This window comes from Microbacterium sp. X-17 (genome assembly GCF_039615055.1).
Genome location: NZ_JBDHNI010000003.1, coordinates 443,601 through 459,037, shown reverse-complemented (window position 1 = coordinate 459,037; position 15,437 = coordinate 443,601). Strand labels below are relative to the sequence as shown.

General features: G+C 69.2%; 12 protein-coding genes. 6 read left to right on the top strand and 6 right to left on the bottom strand.

The annotated features are described in order from the left end of the window. Positions 1 to 46 precede the first annotated feature (46 nt). Positions 47 to 1,024 (top strand): glycosyltransferase domain-containing protein, encoded by a 978-nt coding sequence (locus tag ABCS02_RS16510; RefSeq protein WP_345836756.1) that lies wholly within the window; start codon positions 47 to 49, stop codon positions 1,022 to 1,024. Then, the gene (locus ABCS02_RS16505) at positions 981 to 1,958 is read left to right on the top strand and encodes an NAD-dependent epimerase/dehydratase family protein (RefSeq protein ID WP_345836755.1); all 978 of its coding nucleotides are present in this window, start codon (positions 981 to 983) and stop codon (positions 1,956 to 1,958) included. Before ABCS02_RS16510 ends, ABCS02_RS16505 begins: the two co-directional genes overlap by 44 nt. A gap of 25 nt (positions 1,959 to 1,983) precedes the next feature. Here the strand turns inward: ABCS02_RS16505 and ABCS02_RS16500 are convergent, their stop codons facing one another. Both ABCS02_RS16500 and ABCS02_RS16495 read right to left on the bottom strand, forming a co-directional pair. Next, positions 1,984 to 3,243: an ABC transporter ATP-binding protein gene (locus tag ABCS02_RS16500; protein WP_345836754.1), complete on the bottom strand. Its 1,260-nt coding sequence runs from the start codon at positions 3,241 to 3,243 to the stop codon at positions 1,984 to 1,986. 3 nt (positions 3,244 to 3,246) lie between these two features. Continuing rightward, positions 3,247 to 4,173: an ABC transporter permease gene (locus ABCS02_RS16495; RefSeq protein WP_345836753.1), complete on the bottom strand. Its 927-nt coding sequence runs from the start codon at positions 4,171 to 4,173 to the stop codon at positions 3,247 to 3,249. Positions 4,174 to 4,371: 198 nt separating this feature from the next. Here ABCS02_RS16495 and ABCS02_RS16490 point away from each other — a divergent pair, with 198 nt between their 5' ends. The 3 genes from ABCS02_RS16490 to ABCS02_RS16480 all read left to right on the top strand — a co-directional run bounded on the left by ABCS02_RS16490 (position 4,372) and on the right by ABCS02_RS16480 (position 11,060). After that, positions 4,372 to 6,870 (top strand): glycosyltransferase, encoded by a 2,499-nt coding sequence (locus ABCS02_RS16490; protein ID WP_345836752.1) that lies wholly within the window; start codon positions 4,372 to 4,374, stop codon positions 6,868 to 6,870. 145 nt (positions 6,871 to 7,015) lie between these two features. Next, the gene (locus ABCS02_RS16485; protein WP_345836751.1) at positions 7,016 to 9,571 is read left to right on the top strand and encodes a hypothetical protein; all 2,556 of its coding nucleotides are present in this window, start codon (positions 7,016 to 7,018) and stop codon (positions 9,569 to 9,571) included. 97 nt (positions 9,572 to 9,668) lie between these two features. Continuing rightward, positions 9,669 to 11,060, top strand: a complete 1,392-nt coding sequence (locus tag ABCS02_RS16480) for a hypothetical protein (protein ID WP_345836750.1) — start codon at positions 9,669 to 9,671, stop codon at positions 11,058 to 11,060. A 64-nt stretch (positions 11,061 to 11,124) separates the two neighbouring features. On the opposite strand, the gene ABCS02_RS16475 is transcribed toward ABCS02_RS16480, so the two are convergent. From ABCS02_RS16475 to ABCS02_RS16460, 4 genes are read right to left on the bottom strand one after another with little or no spacing between them, the layout of a single operon-like run. Then, entirely contained in the window at positions 11,125 to 12,087 is a 963-nt protein-coding gene (locus ABCS02_RS16475; RefSeq protein WP_345836749.1) for a glycosyltransferase family 2 protein, read from the bottom strand. Between the two features lie 2 nt (positions 12,088 to 12,089). Next, a complete protein-coding gene (locus ABCS02_RS16470; protein WP_345836748.1) occupies positions 12,090 to 12,563 on the bottom strand; it encodes a GtrA family protein in 474 nt (157 codons plus the stop codon). A gap of 2 nt (positions 12,564 to 12,565) precedes the next feature. Further along, positions 12,566 to 13,531, bottom strand: a complete 966-nt coding sequence (locus ABCS02_RS16465; RefSeq protein ID WP_345836747.1) for a Gfo/Idh/MocA family oxidoreductase — start codon at positions 13,529 to 13,531, stop codon at positions 12,566 to 12,568. Beyond that, a complete protein-coding gene (locus ABCS02_RS16460) occupies positions 13,528 to 14,628 on the bottom strand; it encodes a DegT/DnrJ/EryC1/StrS family aminotransferase (protein ID WP_345836746.1) in 1,101 nt (366 codons plus the stop codon). The genes ABCS02_RS16465 and ABCS02_RS16460 overlap by 4 nt, the downstream gene beginning before the upstream one ends. An 87-nt stretch (positions 14,629 to 14,715) precedes the next feature. On the opposite strand from ABCS02_RS16460, the gene ABCS02_RS16455 reads away from it, so the two are divergent. After that, positions 14,716 to 15,432 carry an acyl-ACP--UDP-N- acetylglucosamine O-acyltransferase gene (locus tag ABCS02_RS16455; protein ID WP_345836745.1) on the top strand — a complete coding sequence of 239 codons (717 nt, stop codon included), beginning with the start codon at positions 14,716 to 14,718 and terminating at the stop codon, positions 15,430 to 15,432. Positions 15,433 to 15,437: the final 5 nt, after the last annotated feature.

The following is a 15,437-nucleotide window of genomic DNA, read 5'->3' as shown; positions in this document are numbered from 1 at the left end:
AGGTGATATCGTCTTCAGGATCGTCTACCCGAAGGAGCCAGAACCAATGAGCGGACGTCGTGCTGTCTATACGGCGTTGCTGGGTGGATACGAGGAGCTGCTCGAGCAGCCTGTCGCCACGCAGACGGACATCCCGTTCATCTGCTTCACCGACGACGCGGCGCTGACGAGCGAGACCTGGAGGATCGTCCACGTCGAGCCGATGTTCCCGCTCGACTTGGTCCGCAGCCAGCGCGAGTTCAAGATCCGCGGTCACGAGGACGTGGCCGGGTTCGAGGAGACGCTGTACATCGACAATTCGGTGCTGCTGAAGAAGACCCCGGACGAGATCCTCGACGCGTGGCTGGCCGACGCCGACTACGCGGTGTCGCTGCACAGCTACCGGGAGCGCGTCATCGACGAGTTCGACGAGGTCGTCGCGCTCAACTACGACGACGCCGCCCGGGTGCAGGAGCAGCTGCTGCACTACGCCGATCTCTACCCCGACCTCCTCCAGCAGCACCCCTACTGGAACGGGATGATCGCCCGGCGCAACACCCCGGAGGTGCAGGTCGCGATGGAGCGCTGGTTCGACCACGTCCTCCGGTTCTCGCGCCGCGACCAGCTCTCCGCGAACGTCACGCTCAGCCTGTCCGGCCTCCGCGTCAACGCGGTCGAGCTGGAGAACTTCGACTCGGACCTGCACAGCTGGCCGGTCGAGGTCGGCCGCAAGATCCACCTGGGCAAGAACAACAAGCGCAACGCCGGGCCGCTGCTCGCCGAGGTCGCGCGCCTCAAGCGCGAGACGGCCGAGCTCTCCAAGCAGCTCGCCGACCAGGCCGACGACCACCGTCTGCTGGAGGAGACGCGTCGCGAACTGCACGAGACGCGCCTGGCGGCCGCCCGCGATCAGGCCAGGATCGAGGCGGAGTGGCGCGGCCAGCTCCAGGGCCTGCTGACCAGCACCTCGTGGAAGGCCTCCGCGCCCATCCGCTGGGTCGGTGACTCGGCCAAGCGCATGCGGGCGAGAGGAAGCCACGATTAGGGTCATCGTCACCGGCGGCGCCGGTTTCATCGGGAGCACACTGGTCGCCGCCCTGTTGGGGCGGGGCGACGAGGTGGTCGTCGTCGACGCGCTGACGCCGTACTACGACCCGGCGCTCAAGCGCGCCGCGCTCGACGCCGTCGCGGGCCCCGGCTTGACCGTCGTGGAGGCCGACCTCAACACGGTCGATCTCGCGCCCGTCCTCGACGGCGCCGACGCCGTCGTCCACCTCGCGGGCCAGCCGGGCGTGCGCAAGTCGTGGGGCGACGACTTCGTGGCGTACACGCGCGCCAACGTCGACGCCACCCAGCGGGTGCTGGAGTCGATCGTGCGGACCTCTCCTGGCACGCGGTTCCTCTACGCGTCGTCGTCGTCCGTCTACGGCCAGGCCGAGACCTATCCGACCCACGAGGAGATGCTGCCGCGCCCGCTGTCGCCCTACGGCGTCACCAAGCTGGCGGGGGAGCACCTGACCGGCCTCTACGCCGAGAGCTTCGGCGTACAGACGGCCGCGTTCCGCTTCTTCACCGTGTACGGTCCGCGGCAGCGGCCGGACATGGCCTTCACGCGCTTCCTCGGCGCGGCGCGGGACGGCTCGCCGATCACCGTCTACGGAACGGGCGAGCAGATCCGCGACTTCACGTTCGTCGGCGACATCGTCGACGCCCTGATCGCCGGCCTGGACGCGACCTCGGCCCTGCCGCGGGTGATGAACCTGTCCGGCGGCAGCAGCGTCTCGGTCAACGAGGTGCTCGACACCATCGCCGCCGTGACCGGTGAGCGCCTGGACGTGCAGCGCCTGGACCCCGTGCGCGGCGACGTGTTCCGCACCGGCGGCGACAGCACGCGCGCACGCGAGGCCCTGGGCTGGGAGCCGAAGGTCACGCTGGAGGAGGGCCTCCGGCGGCAGTGGGAGTGGATCCGCTCGCTCTGAGCGTGCCGTCGCGGAGCGTGCGCTCTCAGGCGCTGAGCCCGGACGGCACCTCCGCCTCGGCTCCGACGACCGCCGCCGACGCGTCCAGCCGGACGATGCCCGAGCCGATGTCGTAGGGCGCGATCTCGAACATGGAGGCCGGCGTCATCCGGTCGAGCGACGTCCCGGCGACCTCCTCCAGGCTGCCGCGCACCGAGTAGGTGCCGGCGCCGAGGGCGTTGCGGTCGATCACGAAGTCCACCTCGTGGAGGCCGGGCTCGGCAGGGATGGTCGTCTCCAGCATCTTGGTGTTGAGGCCGTAGACGGCGAGTCCCGTCGCGGTCTCGATCGCGATGCCGGCGGCGAGCGGCTCCTGGGGAGCGGTGAGCCGGTAGCGGTAGCGGATCACCAGATCCGACGCGGGCTCGAGCAGGATGGCCTCCGACTTGTCGGCCGGCTCGCGCGAGGTGTCGACGACGCCGTCCACGCGGGGCAGGGCGACGATGCTGTCGATGGTCGCCGTCTTCGGGGCGACGGTGGTCGGGTGCGCGGCGTCGTGGTCGATGCGCTGCTGCTCGAAGCCCTGGCGAAGCACGCGCAGGCCCTCGGTGGGGCTGCCGTCGTGGATGAGGTGGCCGTGGTTCAGCACCACGACGCGGTCGCAGAGGCGGCCGACCTGCTCCGCGGAGTGGCTGACCAGAACGATCGTGCGGCCCTCGCGCTGGAACTCCTCGATCTTGTCCATGCACTTGCGCTGGAACGGCTCGTCGCCGACGGCGAGGACCTCGTCCACGAGCAGCAGATCGGGGTCGACGTGCACCGCGACCGCGAACGCCAGGCGCACGTACATGCCCGAGCTGTAGAACTTGACCTGGGTGTCGATGAAGTCCTCGATGCCGGAGAAGTCCACGATCGCGTCGAAGTACTTGTCGGTCTGCTTGCGGGTCAGCCCGAGGATGGCGGCGTTGAGGTAGACGTTCTCGCGGCCGGTCAGGTCGGGGTGGAAGCCGGCGCCGAGCTCCAGGAGGGCGGCCATCCGGCCACGGCGCGACACGGAGCCGGTCGTCGGCTCGATGATGCCGCCGATGACCTTCAGGAGCGTGCTCTTGCCCGAGCCGTTGTGGCCCACCAGGCCGACCGTCGAGCCCATGTCGATGTCGAGCGAGACGTCGCGGAGCGCCCAGAAGTCGTCACGGTGCTTGCGCGACGCGGAGAAGTTGAGGATGCGCTCCTTGAGGGACTTCTCCTTGTGCATGACGAAGCGCTTCGAGACGTCGTCGACGCGGATCAGGGGGATGTCGGTCACGGGTCAGATCTCCTGCGCGAAGTTGCCCTGAAGCCTGGCGAACGCGCGCTGCGAGAGCCAGAGGAGGATGAGGCTGATGCCGAGCATGATGACCAGGCGCAGCCCGAGCTGGCTGGGCCAGACCTGGGCGGTCGCGCCCGCGCCCTCCAGGCCGCCGGCCCAGAGCGCCTTCTGCATGCCGATGACGGCGATGGTGACGGGGTTCGCGAGGTAGAGCTGCTCGATCCAGTTCCCGTGCAGGGCGTTGTGCACGAACGTGAACGGGTACACGATCGGCGAGGCCCAGAACAGCACCAGGAGGGCGATCTCGACGAAGTGCTGCGTGTCGCGCAGGTAGACGTTGACCGCGGAGAGCACGAGCCCGACCGCGGTTGCGAACACCACGAGCATCACGATCGACAGCGGCGCGAGCAGGAGGGTCACGCCGATCGGGAAGTGCGAGAGGACCAGGATGGCGATCACCAGCACGACGAGCTGGACCCCGAAGTTGAACAGCGCCCCGCCCACGCTGCTGAGCGGGAAGATCTCCCGCGGCAGGTAGACCTTCTTGACCAGCCCGCCGTTGCCGATGATGGAGCCGGTCGAGCTGGACACGATCTCGCTGAACAGGCCCCAGATAGTCAGGCCGGTGAATACGAAGATCGCGAAGTCCGGGGTGTTGCGGGCCGCGCCCAGCACCTGCCCGATCGCGAAGTAATAGATGAGGAGCTGGATGAGCGGTCGCGCCAGGCTCCAGACCAGGCCGAGCGAGCTGTCCTTGTAGCGGGCCTTGATCTCGCGCCTGACGAGGAGGCCGAGCAACTCCCTGTGCGCCCAGACGTCGGCGATGGACCGTCCGCTTCCACGGAAGAAGCCCTGCTTCTGACTGACCGTCTGGAAAGGGGTCTCCTCGATGGCGAGCGCCCGGAGGTCGGCTGCGCTTGTACTCATCGTTCTCGTCCGCCTTCTCGTGTGAGCGCCGGAAGCGGGTGATCCCGGCGATTGACAGAAGGTCATTCTAATCGCTGAGCGGGTGCGAACCTCGGTAGCGCCTGTGCGTGCACCGGTGGGGCCGTGATCGGGTGCGACTAGACTTTGCGGGGTCCGTGGCCGAACGCAGTGGAAAAGACTTAAGGAACGAGACGAATGATGAAGAAGCGTCGACCGGGTGTCGTCTCCGTCGTGCTGGTGAACTTCCGGGGCGCCGACGACACGATCGAGTGCGTCGCGGGCCTGCGGGCGCTGAACTGGCCGGCCGAGCTGCTGGAGATCGTCGTCGTCGAGAACGGCTCCGGCGACGACAGCATGGAGAAGCTGAGCGCCCTCGGCGACGACATCGTCCTGATCGACTCCGGAGCGAACCTCGGCTTCACCGGAGGCTGCAACCTGGGCGTCTCGAAGTCGACCGGAGAGTTCGTCGCGTTCCTCAACAACGATGCGAAACCTCACACCGACTGGATCCGCACCGCGATCGACACCTTCGCCACCGGCAAGGACATCGGGGCGGTCGCCAGCAAGGTGCTCGACTGGGACGGCACGGACGTCGACTTCGTCGACGGCGCCATCACCTGGTACGGGATGGGCTACAAGCCGCACGCCGGCGAGCAGGACCGCGGCTCCTGGGACAAAGAGAAGGACGTCCTCTTCGGCACCGGTGCGGCGATGTTCATCCGCGCCGAGGTGTTCGAGCAGCTCGAGGGCTTCGACGACGACTACTTCATGTTCTACGACGACGTCGACCTCGGCTGGCGCCTCAACCTCGCCGGCTACCGCTTCCGGTTCCAGCCGGCGTCGCTGGCCTACCACAAGCACCACGCGTCGATGAACAAGTTCGGCAACTTCCGCGAGGAGTACCTCCTCGAGCGCAACGCGCTCTACACGCTCTACAAGAACCTCGGCGACGAGCTGCTGGACGACACTTTCTCCGCCGCGCTGCTGCTGGCCGTCCGCCGCGCCGTCGGTCGCGGGGGGCTCGACTCGACCCAGTTCGACCTCCGCAACCCGGGCGGCGACGACCAGCGCACGCTCGACGTGCCCAAGTCGACCATGGCGGGCGTCTTCGCGATCGACCGCCTCGTGGAGCTCCTCCCCGAGATGACCGACAAGCGCCGCGCCATCCAGGCGACGCGCGTGCGCACGGACCGCGAGCTCATCACGCTCTTCGGGAAGCTCGACGAGCCCGCGTACCCGATCGAGTCGTACCTCGACGGCTACGCCAAGATCGTCGCCAGCCTGGACGTCCTGGAGAACGCGGGCCGCAGGCGGCGCGTGCTGGTCATCACGGGCGACCCCATCGGGGCCAGGATGGCCGGCCCCGCGATCCGCTCGTGGCACATCGCGGGCGAGCTCGCGCACGAGCACGACGTCCGGCTGCTGTCGATGACGTCGGTGTCTCCCATCGACGCGCCGTTCGAGCTCGCGACGATCTCGCACCACCACCCCTCGACGGTGGTCGAGCACGAGAAGTGGGCGGACGTGATCGTCCTCCAGGGGAACGCGCTCGCGCTGTTCCCGGCGCTGGCCAAGTCGCAGAAGATCCTCGTGGTCGATGTCTACGACCCGATGCACCTCGAGCAGCTCGAGCAGGGCCGCGGCAACACGTTCAAGCAGTGGAACAAGCAGATCGGCGACGCCACTGAGACGCTCAACCAGCAGCTCGACCAGGGCGACTTCTTCCTCTGCGCCAGCGACCGGCAGCGGCACTTCTGGCTCGGCCAGCTCGCCGCGCTCGGCCGGATCAACGCGTACACGTACTCCCGCGACCCCGAGCTGGACTCGCTCATCGCGATCGCGCCGTTCGGCATCCCGTCGGAGGACCCGGAGCAGACCGAGCACGCCATCCGCGGAGCGGTCCCCGGCATCGGGCAGGACGACAAGGTCATCGTCTGGGGCGGCGGAATCTACAACTGGTTCGACCCCCAGACGCTGATCCGGGCGGTCGCGCAGCTCGTGGAGCGTCACGACAACCTCCGCCTCTTCTTCATGGGCGTGAAGCACCCCAACCCCGACGTACCGGAGATGGAGGCCGTCTCGCAGGCGCGCGTCCTCGCCGAGCACCTGGGCCTGCTCGGCACGAACGTGTTCTTCAACGAGAGCTGGGTGCCGTACGAGGAGCGTCAGAACTACCTGCTCGACGCCGACCTCGGCGTCTCCACGCACTTCCAGCACGTCGAGACCACCTTCTCGTTCCGCACCCGCATCCTCGACTACCTGTGGGCGGGGCTGCCGATCGTGACGACCGCAGGCGACTCGTTCGGCGATCTGGTCGCCAAGGAGGGCCTCGGCGCCTCGGTGCCGGAGCGGGACGTGGACGCGCTCGCCGAGGCGATCGAGCGGTACCTGTTCGACCAGGAGGCCGCCGCCTCCGCGCGCGCCGCCGTCGCGCGGGTCCGCGAGGACTTCCGCTGGAGTCGCGCGCTGGCGCCGCTGATCGAGTTCTGCCGGCGTCCGGTCCGGGCGGCGGACAAGGACGTGAACTCGAAGTCCTCCGCGGGCAAGGCCGTGAAGAAGGTCCAGGTCGTGCCCCGGACGGGCATCCGCCGCGACCTGGATCGGGCCGCGTACTACCTCAAAGAGGGAGGCGTGTCGGCGGTCATGGAGCGGTACAAGGCGCGCAACGAACGGCGGAAGCAGGCCTCCGAGCTGTGACGGGCACCACCCGAACGGGGGTGCTGTTTGCGCGCGTGAGCGGCAAAAAACGCAAGCTTTTCGCGTGGTGAGCCAATAGGCTGGACGAAACGTTCCATCCTGCGGGTCTCACTGGGGCCATTCTCACCGGGCGAGGAGAACCGGAATGACTCCGAAACGCGTCGTCGCGAGCGCTCTCGTGCTCCTGGTCGCCATCGCGGCCGCCGTCATGGGCGGCTGGTCCGCGCCCGATCGCGCCGACGCGCTGTCCGGCTCCGACTTCGATCCGTCCAACATCATCTCGGACGCGAACTTCTACAACGCGAACGCGATGACCCAGGCGGAGGTCCAGTCCTTCCTGAGCTCGAAGGTGTCGTGCCAGACCAGCTCGTGCCTCGCGGTCGGGCAGTTCGCCACGTCGAGCAAGGCGGCGGACGCCATGTGCAACGCGTACGCGGGCGGAGGCACGGAGTCCACGGCGGCGATCATCTTCAAGGTCCAGCAGGCGTGCGGCATCAGCGCGAAGGTCATCCTGGTCACCTTGCAGAAGGAGCAGGGCCTGATCACGGCGGCCGCCCCGACGACCGGGCAGCTCAACAAGGCGATGGGCTACGCCTGCCCCGACACCTCCGGATGCGACACCTCCTACTACGGAGTGTTCAACCAGATCTACAGCGCCGCCCACCAGCTCGTGCGCTACGGCAACCCGCCCGGCACCTCGAACTACTTCACCTGGTTCCCGGTCGGCTCGCCCTCGGCGGTGCGTTACAGCCCCAGCCCCGGCTGCGCAGCGCCGGTCATCACCATCAAGAACCTGGCGACGGCCGCGCTGTACTACTACACGCCGTATCAGCCGGACCAGGCGGCCCTCGCGAACCTGTACGGCGCCGGCGGTTCGTGCTCCAGCTACGGGAACCGCAACTTCTGGGTCTACTACAACCAGTGGTTCGGGTCGCCGACGGGCACCGTCGATCCGCTCGCCAGCCTGGACGACGTCTCCGTCCGCTACACCGACAGCGGCGCCGGCATCCTGGTGTCCGGCTGGGCGATCGAGCGCTCGGCTCCGGCGACGACCGCGCTCGTGGACATCTACATCGACCAGCCCGACGGCACGACCAAGGGCTACGAGATCAAGGCGAACACCTCCCGCCCGGACGTCGGAGCGGTCTACACGGCCGCCGGGCCGAACCACGGCTACCAGTCGACGTTCCCCGCGACCCTGCCGGGCAATTACAACGTCTGCGTCTTCCCGATGACCGGAGGCGCCGGGGGCTGGCTGCTCGGCTGCCGGACGGTGACCGTGAACGGCACCGCGGCGATCGGCAGCCTCGACTCCGTGGGCGCGACGGCGACGGCGACCGGCGCCACCCTCACCGCGAGCGGCTGGGGCTTCGACCCGACGTCGGCGGCGACCGCCGCCACGGCGACCGCGACGGTGACCGGCCCGACCGGCGCCAAAGCGACGGCGACCGCTGTGGCGTCCGGCGCACGTCCCGACGTCGCCACGGCCTATCCGGCCGCGGGGGCCGCGCACGGGTTCTCGATCCCGGTCACCGTGCCGGCAGGGCCGGCGGGCGCGTACCAGGTCTGCGTGACGATCTCCGGCCACACGGCGGCGGGCAAGGCCGACGCCTCGGTCGGCTGCCGCACTGTGCAACTCGGCGCGAGCAATCCGGCCGGCGTCCTCGACTCCGCCATGATCTCGCTCGGCACGGACGGCCGCACCTCGATCCTGTTCAGCGGGTGGGCCGTCGACAACGCGTGGCTCAGCACGAGCATCCCCGTCGACGTGTACATCGACAGGCCGAACGGCACCACGGCCGCACAGCGCGTCCCGACGACGGGGACGCGCAACGACATCGCGCGCCTCTACCCCGGCGCGGGGGCGGCGCACGGCTTCTCCGGATCGCTCGTGCTCTCGCAGCCCGGCACCTACAACGTCTGCGCGTTCGGGATCGGGCAATCCCCGTTCGGCGCCGCCAACGCCATGCTCGGGTGCCTCCCGGTCACCGTCCCGCAGGTGACCCCGATCGGGTCGCTCGACGGCTTCTGGATGTCGGCGACCGCGGGAGCGGCCCAGGTCAACGCGTCCGGGTGGGCGCTCGACCAGGGCGCGCCGGGGACGTCCATCCCCGTCGACCTGTACCTCGACAAGCCGGACGGGACCGTGCAGGCGATCCGCACGGCGTCCACGAACCCGCGCGACGACATCGGCCGGGCCTTCCCGGGGATGGGAAGCCTGCACGGCTTCACGCAGAGCTTCACCGTCACCAAGACCGGCACCTACCGGCTGTGCGCCTTCGGCATCGCCCAATCCACGTACAACCGGGGCAACGCGCTGATCGGCTGCCGGTCGCTGACCATCACCGCCAACCAGCTGGTGGGGTCGCTGGACTGGGCCGCGGCGGCGGGGACCACGGGCAACTGGACGATCTCCGCCAGCGGCTGGGCCGTCGACCCGGCGGTGCCGGCCAGCCCCGCCACCGTCTCGATCGAGGTGACCAAGCCGGACAACACGGTGGTCAGCCTCCAGGTCCCGGCCTCCGGGACCCGCGCCGACGTCGGCAGGGCGTTCCCCGCGTTCGGGTCGGCCCACGGATTCTCAGGTACGGTGGTCGGAGTGACCCAGCCCGGCACCTACAAGCTGTGCGCCAAGGGCGTGCCGCTGACGCCGTTCGGGTCGACTACACTCCTGGGATGCACGCAGGTCGTCGTCAAGTGACGACACGCTCTCCCGCGTGCACCCCTCTCCAGAAAGGCAAGAGATTGGCCCACACCCCTGCCCTCGAGTGCACAGATCTGCTCGGGGAGACTCTCGCGTGAGCCTCGAAACGACCTCCTCCGACATCGATCGTCCCGAAGCGGACGCGAGCCGCCCCGGCCGGTTCCGTTCGCGGCCGCGGCTCATCGACACGATCCTCTGCGTCGTTCTGGGCCTCGCGAGCCTGCTGCTCGGCGTCTGGATCACCCCGCAGCACGCGACGGTCTCGCCGATCGACGAGTACGTCTACATCGACTACCTCGCCAAGGTGCCGACGCAGATCATCGTGCACAAGGGTGAGGAGACCGGCCAGTACGCCCGGCTCTACCTGTCGTGCCACGGTGTACGGACGATCGGCTTCTACCCGGACTCGTTCTGCGAGCACTGGACGGCCGCCGACGTCGCGCGCATGCCCAACACGGGCAAGACCACGGCCGACCTCTACACACCGCTGTACTTCGGCGCGACGTGGCTCATGGCCCAACCGCTCCGGCTCTTCGGCATCACCGACATCACCGAGGCCGGGCGACTGACCGGCTGGACGTGGCTGGCGGCCGGTGCGATCCTGCTCTACCTCTCGCTGCGTCGGCTCCGGGTCCACCCCGCAACGGCGGCCGGCCTCGGCCTGCTCATGGTCGGCTCGCTCTCCGCGTACTGGTCGAACACCTACATCAGCACCGACGCCACCTCACTGCTGGCGGGCTCGCTCATGCTGTTCGGGCTGACGATGCTGAGCAGACCGGGCAGACGCGGCGCGATCCTGTTCGTCGTGTTCGGCGTGCTCGTCACGCTGGCCAAGCTGCAGAACCTCATGGCGGTCGCCGCGGCGGTGCTGATCCTGCTGATCATGGCGGCGAACGACGCCTTCCGGTCCGAGGGCGTCTGGCGTGAACGGACCAGGACGTTCTTCCGCGACCGTCGCGTCCTGATCGGGGCGATCGCCCTGGTCGCCTCGCTGGTCGGCCAGGTCATCTGGATTCTGATCAGGAACGCCCTGACCGTCGGCACCTTCCCGGACCAGGGGGTCTCCACGCCGTTCGGCAAGAAGGCCTTCGTCGACGAGGTGTTCAAGTTCTTCCCCGGCGTCGCCAACGGGGCGATCCAGCCCAGCCAGGTGGGCTTCGCGGCCGTCATCGCGGCGACCCTGATGACCTGGGTGATCGTGGCGGGCGTCCTGGGCCTGCTGGCAGCGTCCAAGCGCGGCACCCAGCACGAAGCCCTGGCGCTCGGGTCGTTCGTGGTGGCGCTCCTCGCGGGGCCGATCCTCGCGGTCGCGAACATCGCGGTGAGCGGGTACTACTTCTCGCTCCCGCCGCGGTACGGCATGTCGCTCATCCCGTTCTTCCTCGCCTGCGCGGGCGTGCTGTTCACGCGCGCGGTCTGGACGCGCTACCTGGCCCCGGCCGTCGGACTCGCCAGCTACGTGGCGGTCATGAGCATCCCGGGCTGACCGTCGGACAACGAGGAAGGGGGCCGCTGCGACTGCAGCGGCCCCCTTCGTCGTGTACGGGCGTCTAGGTGGCCGAGAACGGCGGGTAGGTCGGTTTCGACGGGCTGGCCTGGATGTCGAGCTGCAGCGCCGATATCAGCATCTGCGTCCCCAGCATGAGCGGGAGCGCCGCGAGCATGACGGTCGCGGCGGTGGCGACCACGGAGGCGGCGATCTGGAAGCACACCCAGATCGCGACTCCCAGACCGAACAGCGAGAGGATCAGGCCGAGCACCAGCAGGAGCGCGATGGGCGAGAACGACCACAGCACGTAGCGGTACCAGATCCGTCGCCAGAAACCGCGCGTCAGCAGGCTGAGCAGCTCGGGCACGACCCGGCCGAGCTTGATGCTGGAGACCTCGTTGCCGTAGACCGCGGGGACGGGGACGTCGACGGCCGGCACCTGGAGGATGTTCAGGTGGATGAGCAGGTCGTTCTCGAACGAGTAGCGGCGTGCCACGTGGTCGAGCGGCACCCGGCGCAGCACATCCGTGCGGATGGCGGTGTAGCCGTTCTGCGGGTCGAACAGGTGCCAGTACCCCGAGGCGAGCTTCGTCATGAACGACAGCACGATGTTGCCGAAGATGCGGTAGCGGGGCATGCCGTGGAACGACTCGGGCGCGAAGAAGCGGTTCGCCTTGGCGAAGCCGTAGCCCTCCGTGGTCACGTGGTCGATCAGCGCGGGCAGGTAGGTCGGGTCCATCTGGGCGTCGCCGGCCATGATGACGTTGACGTCGGCGCCGAGCTCGATCGCCGCGCGGTGGCCCGTGATGATCGCGCCGCCGACACCCTGGTTCGCCTCGTGCCGGATGAGGGTGATGCGGGGGTCCGGGTTGGCCTTCACCACACCGCTGGTGTCGTCGGGGCTGTGGTCGTCGACGATCACGATGTGATCGACGTAGTCCGGCATGGTGTCGATGACCGTGTTGATCATCAGTGCCTCTTTGTAGGCGGGCACCACTGCGGCGATCCGTGCGCCGTTGTACATCCTCAGTCCTCTCGGGCGGCCTCGGCGGCCGTGCTCGATCGTCGGGGGCCGGCGAAGACCCAGTAGCGATACGCGAAGTAGTTCCACACCGTCGTGACGGCGGTCGCGATGACCTTGCCGCCCGCCCAGCTCAACGGGGACTGGTCGACCAGGGCGACGATGACGGCGGTCGCCACGGTGTTCACGACGACCAGAAGAGTGTACTTGATCAGCGCGGGGCCGTGCGGCACCTGCGAGCTGAAGCCCAGCACCCGCTGGATAGTGTAGGTGAACGCGAAGCTGATGACGAAGGCGACGGCGGCCGCGAGCCAGGTGGCCCAGCCGAAGACCTCGTGGAACAGCCACAGCAGCGTGAAGTCGACGATGAACGCCAGCCCGCCCGCGACGAGGTAGCGGACGACCGGGTGGTCGGCGAACGCGCGCACCGGATGGACGCGCTTGCTCTCCTCGGTGGGCTCTCCTGCGGCGGCGGGCACGCTCATCCCTGCAGCACGGGGCGGCGCGCGATCACCTGGTCGATGACGCGGTGCGGGGCCAGGATCGTCCCGCGCTCGGCCGCGGCGTCGGCCGAGCCGTCGATCACGTCGAGGAATCGCCCGAACTGCGTCGTGAGCGGCTCCGCCGAGCTGACCAGCTCCGGGATCTCGATGACCGTCTGCTGCCGGTAGCCGCGTCCGTCGTCGACCGAGTTCTCGGAGACGTGGTGGTAGACCGTGACATCGCGGCGGAGCAGGTCCACCTCGATCAGGCGGTCGCGCTCGTAGATCGAGAGCTGGCGGATCTTGCGCTGGCCGACGCGGCTGGCAGAGATGTGCGCGATGGCGCCGCCCGGGAAGTCGAGCAGGGTCTCCGCCACGTCCTCGGCGTCCGCCAGGGAGTCGGGGTGGAAGTGACCGAGCCGCGACTCCACGTTGCCGGGCGCGGCGCCGATGATCCCGATCGCCAGGTCGACGTCGTGCACGAGGAGGTCCCACGCGACGCCGGTGCGGATGCGCGGGGCGTAGGGCGAGTGGCGGGTGGCGGTGACGTGCACCGGCTCGGCGATCAGCTCGCGCGCCGTCATCACGGCGGGGTTGTAGCGCTCCAGGAGGCCGCACATGAAGGGGAGGTCGCGCTCGTCGGCCAGCGCCAGGATCTCCTCGGTGCGCAGCAGGCTGTCGGCCACCGGCTTCTCGACCAACAGCGGGGTGTCCTGGGACAGCACCTGCATGGCCAGGTCGTAGTGCGCCTCGGTCGCGGCCGCGACGACCACGCCGTCGATGTCGGAGAGGTCGGGCAGCTCGGGAAGCCACTGCGCTCCGAAGCGCTCGGCGACCGCGGTGCCGACGGACTCGCGCGGGTCGACCAGCACGGTCAGCTCGGAGCGCGAGGACTGGGCGATCACGCGGGCGTGGTGGCTGCCCATCGTGCCGGCGCCGACCAGGGCGATGCGTGCGGCGGTCATGCTCCGGCCACCTTGCGCACGGCCGCGACGATGGTCGAGAGGTCGTCGTCGGAGAGGGCGTTGTGGACCGGCAGCGAGACGACCTGACGGGCGACCTGCTCGGCGACGGGCGCCTCGCGGCGCAGGACCCGCGGGTGGTGGCGGTAGGCGTCGTAGTCCCACAGCAGGCGCGGGTAGTAGACGCCGGCGCCGACCCCTTCGTCTGCGAGGCGCTGCACGAACGTGTCGCGGTCGACCCGCGCCTCGTCGGTGACGCGGATGGTGAACTGGTGCCACACGTGCGAGCGGCCGGGCAGCTCGCGCGGGGCGACGACGCCGGGGACGCCCTCCAGGCCCTCGATGAGGCGGGCGGCGTTGCGCTTGCGCGCCTCCACGATCGACGCGTAGCGCTCGAGCTGGGGGAGGCCGAGGGCCGCCTGCAGGTCGGTCAGGCGGTAGTTGTGCCCGGCCATCTCGTAGACGTACCTGGCGCGCATGCCCTGGTTGCGCATCACGCGCAGCGTGTCGGCGATCGCGTCGTCGTTCGTGGTGATCAGGCCGCCCTCGCCGGTGGTGAGGTTCTTGGTCGCGTACAGCGAGAAGGTGCCGAGGCCGTAGCTGCCGGCGAAGCGGCCGTCGTAGGTCGCGCCGTGGGACTGGGCGGCGTCCTCCAGGATGCGCAGGCCCTTCTCGGCGGCGAGCTCGGCGATCGGCGCCATGTCGGCCATCTGGCCGTACAGGTGCACGGGGAGGAGCACCTTGGTGTTCGGGCCGACGGCCTCCTTCAGGGAAGCGGGGTCGACGTTGAAGTCGTCGAAGCGGATGTCCGCGAAGGTGGCGGTCGCGCCGGCCTCCAGGATCGCGTTCAGCGTCGCCACGAACGTGAACGGCGACGTGACGACCTCGTCGCCCGGCTGCAGGTCGAGTGCCTGCAGAGCGGCGACCAGCGCGGTCGTCCCGTTGTTGACCGCGATCGCGTGCGGGACGCCGTGCATGCGGGCGAACTCGTCTTCGAGCCGCGCCACCTTCGGGCCTTGAGCGATGGACCCGGAGCGGAGGACCTCGAGGACCTCACGCTCTTCTTCCGGACCGAACTTGACCGTCGTGATGGGAATCATGGAGCCTTCGTGTGGTTAGGGTATGGGGGTGCGACAAAAGTATGCGCTGCCACCTTACCTTGTCTCTCCGAGCCGGGCCTGCGAGCGATGAGCGACGCCGCGAACTCGATCCATCCGTCCGCTCAGCTCATCGGCGACGTCCGGCTGGGGTCGGGCAACACGATCGGCCCGCTCGCCGTCATCATCGGCCCGGTGGAGATCGGCGACGGGAACTGGTTCGGGACCGGCGCCGTCGTCGGCGCCCCTCCCGAGGTGCGGGGTTTCGAGCATCCGCGTGACGCCGCGTCGTTCTCCGCGGGCAACGGCGTCACGATCGGAAGCCGCAACACGATCCGCGAGTACGCGCAGATCCACCAGGGCTGGCACGACCGCACCGTCGTCGGCGACGACGCGTTCATCATGAACCAGTCGTACATCGCGCACGACTGCCGGCTCGGCGACGGCGTGACCCTGGCCTCCAGTGTGCTCCTGGCCGGGCACGTGGAGCTGGGCGACGGCGCGAACCTGGGGCTCGGCGTCTCCGTGCACCAGCGGCGCTACGTCGGAGCGGGCGCGATGGTGGGAATGGGCGCCGTCGTGACCCGGGACCTGCCGCCGTGGGCGAAGGCCTTCGGGAACCCGGCGCGCGTGCGCGGCGCGAACGCGGTGGGGATGCGGCGCGCGGGCCTGCCCGACGACGCGGTCGACGAGCTCGTCCGCCTCTACGCCGAGGGAGGCTCCGCGGAGCTGCGCCCGGAGCACCCCGACCTCGCGCTTCGCTTCGCGGAGTGGGCTGAGCGCACGGATGCGGTCGGCAGGGCATAATCCGT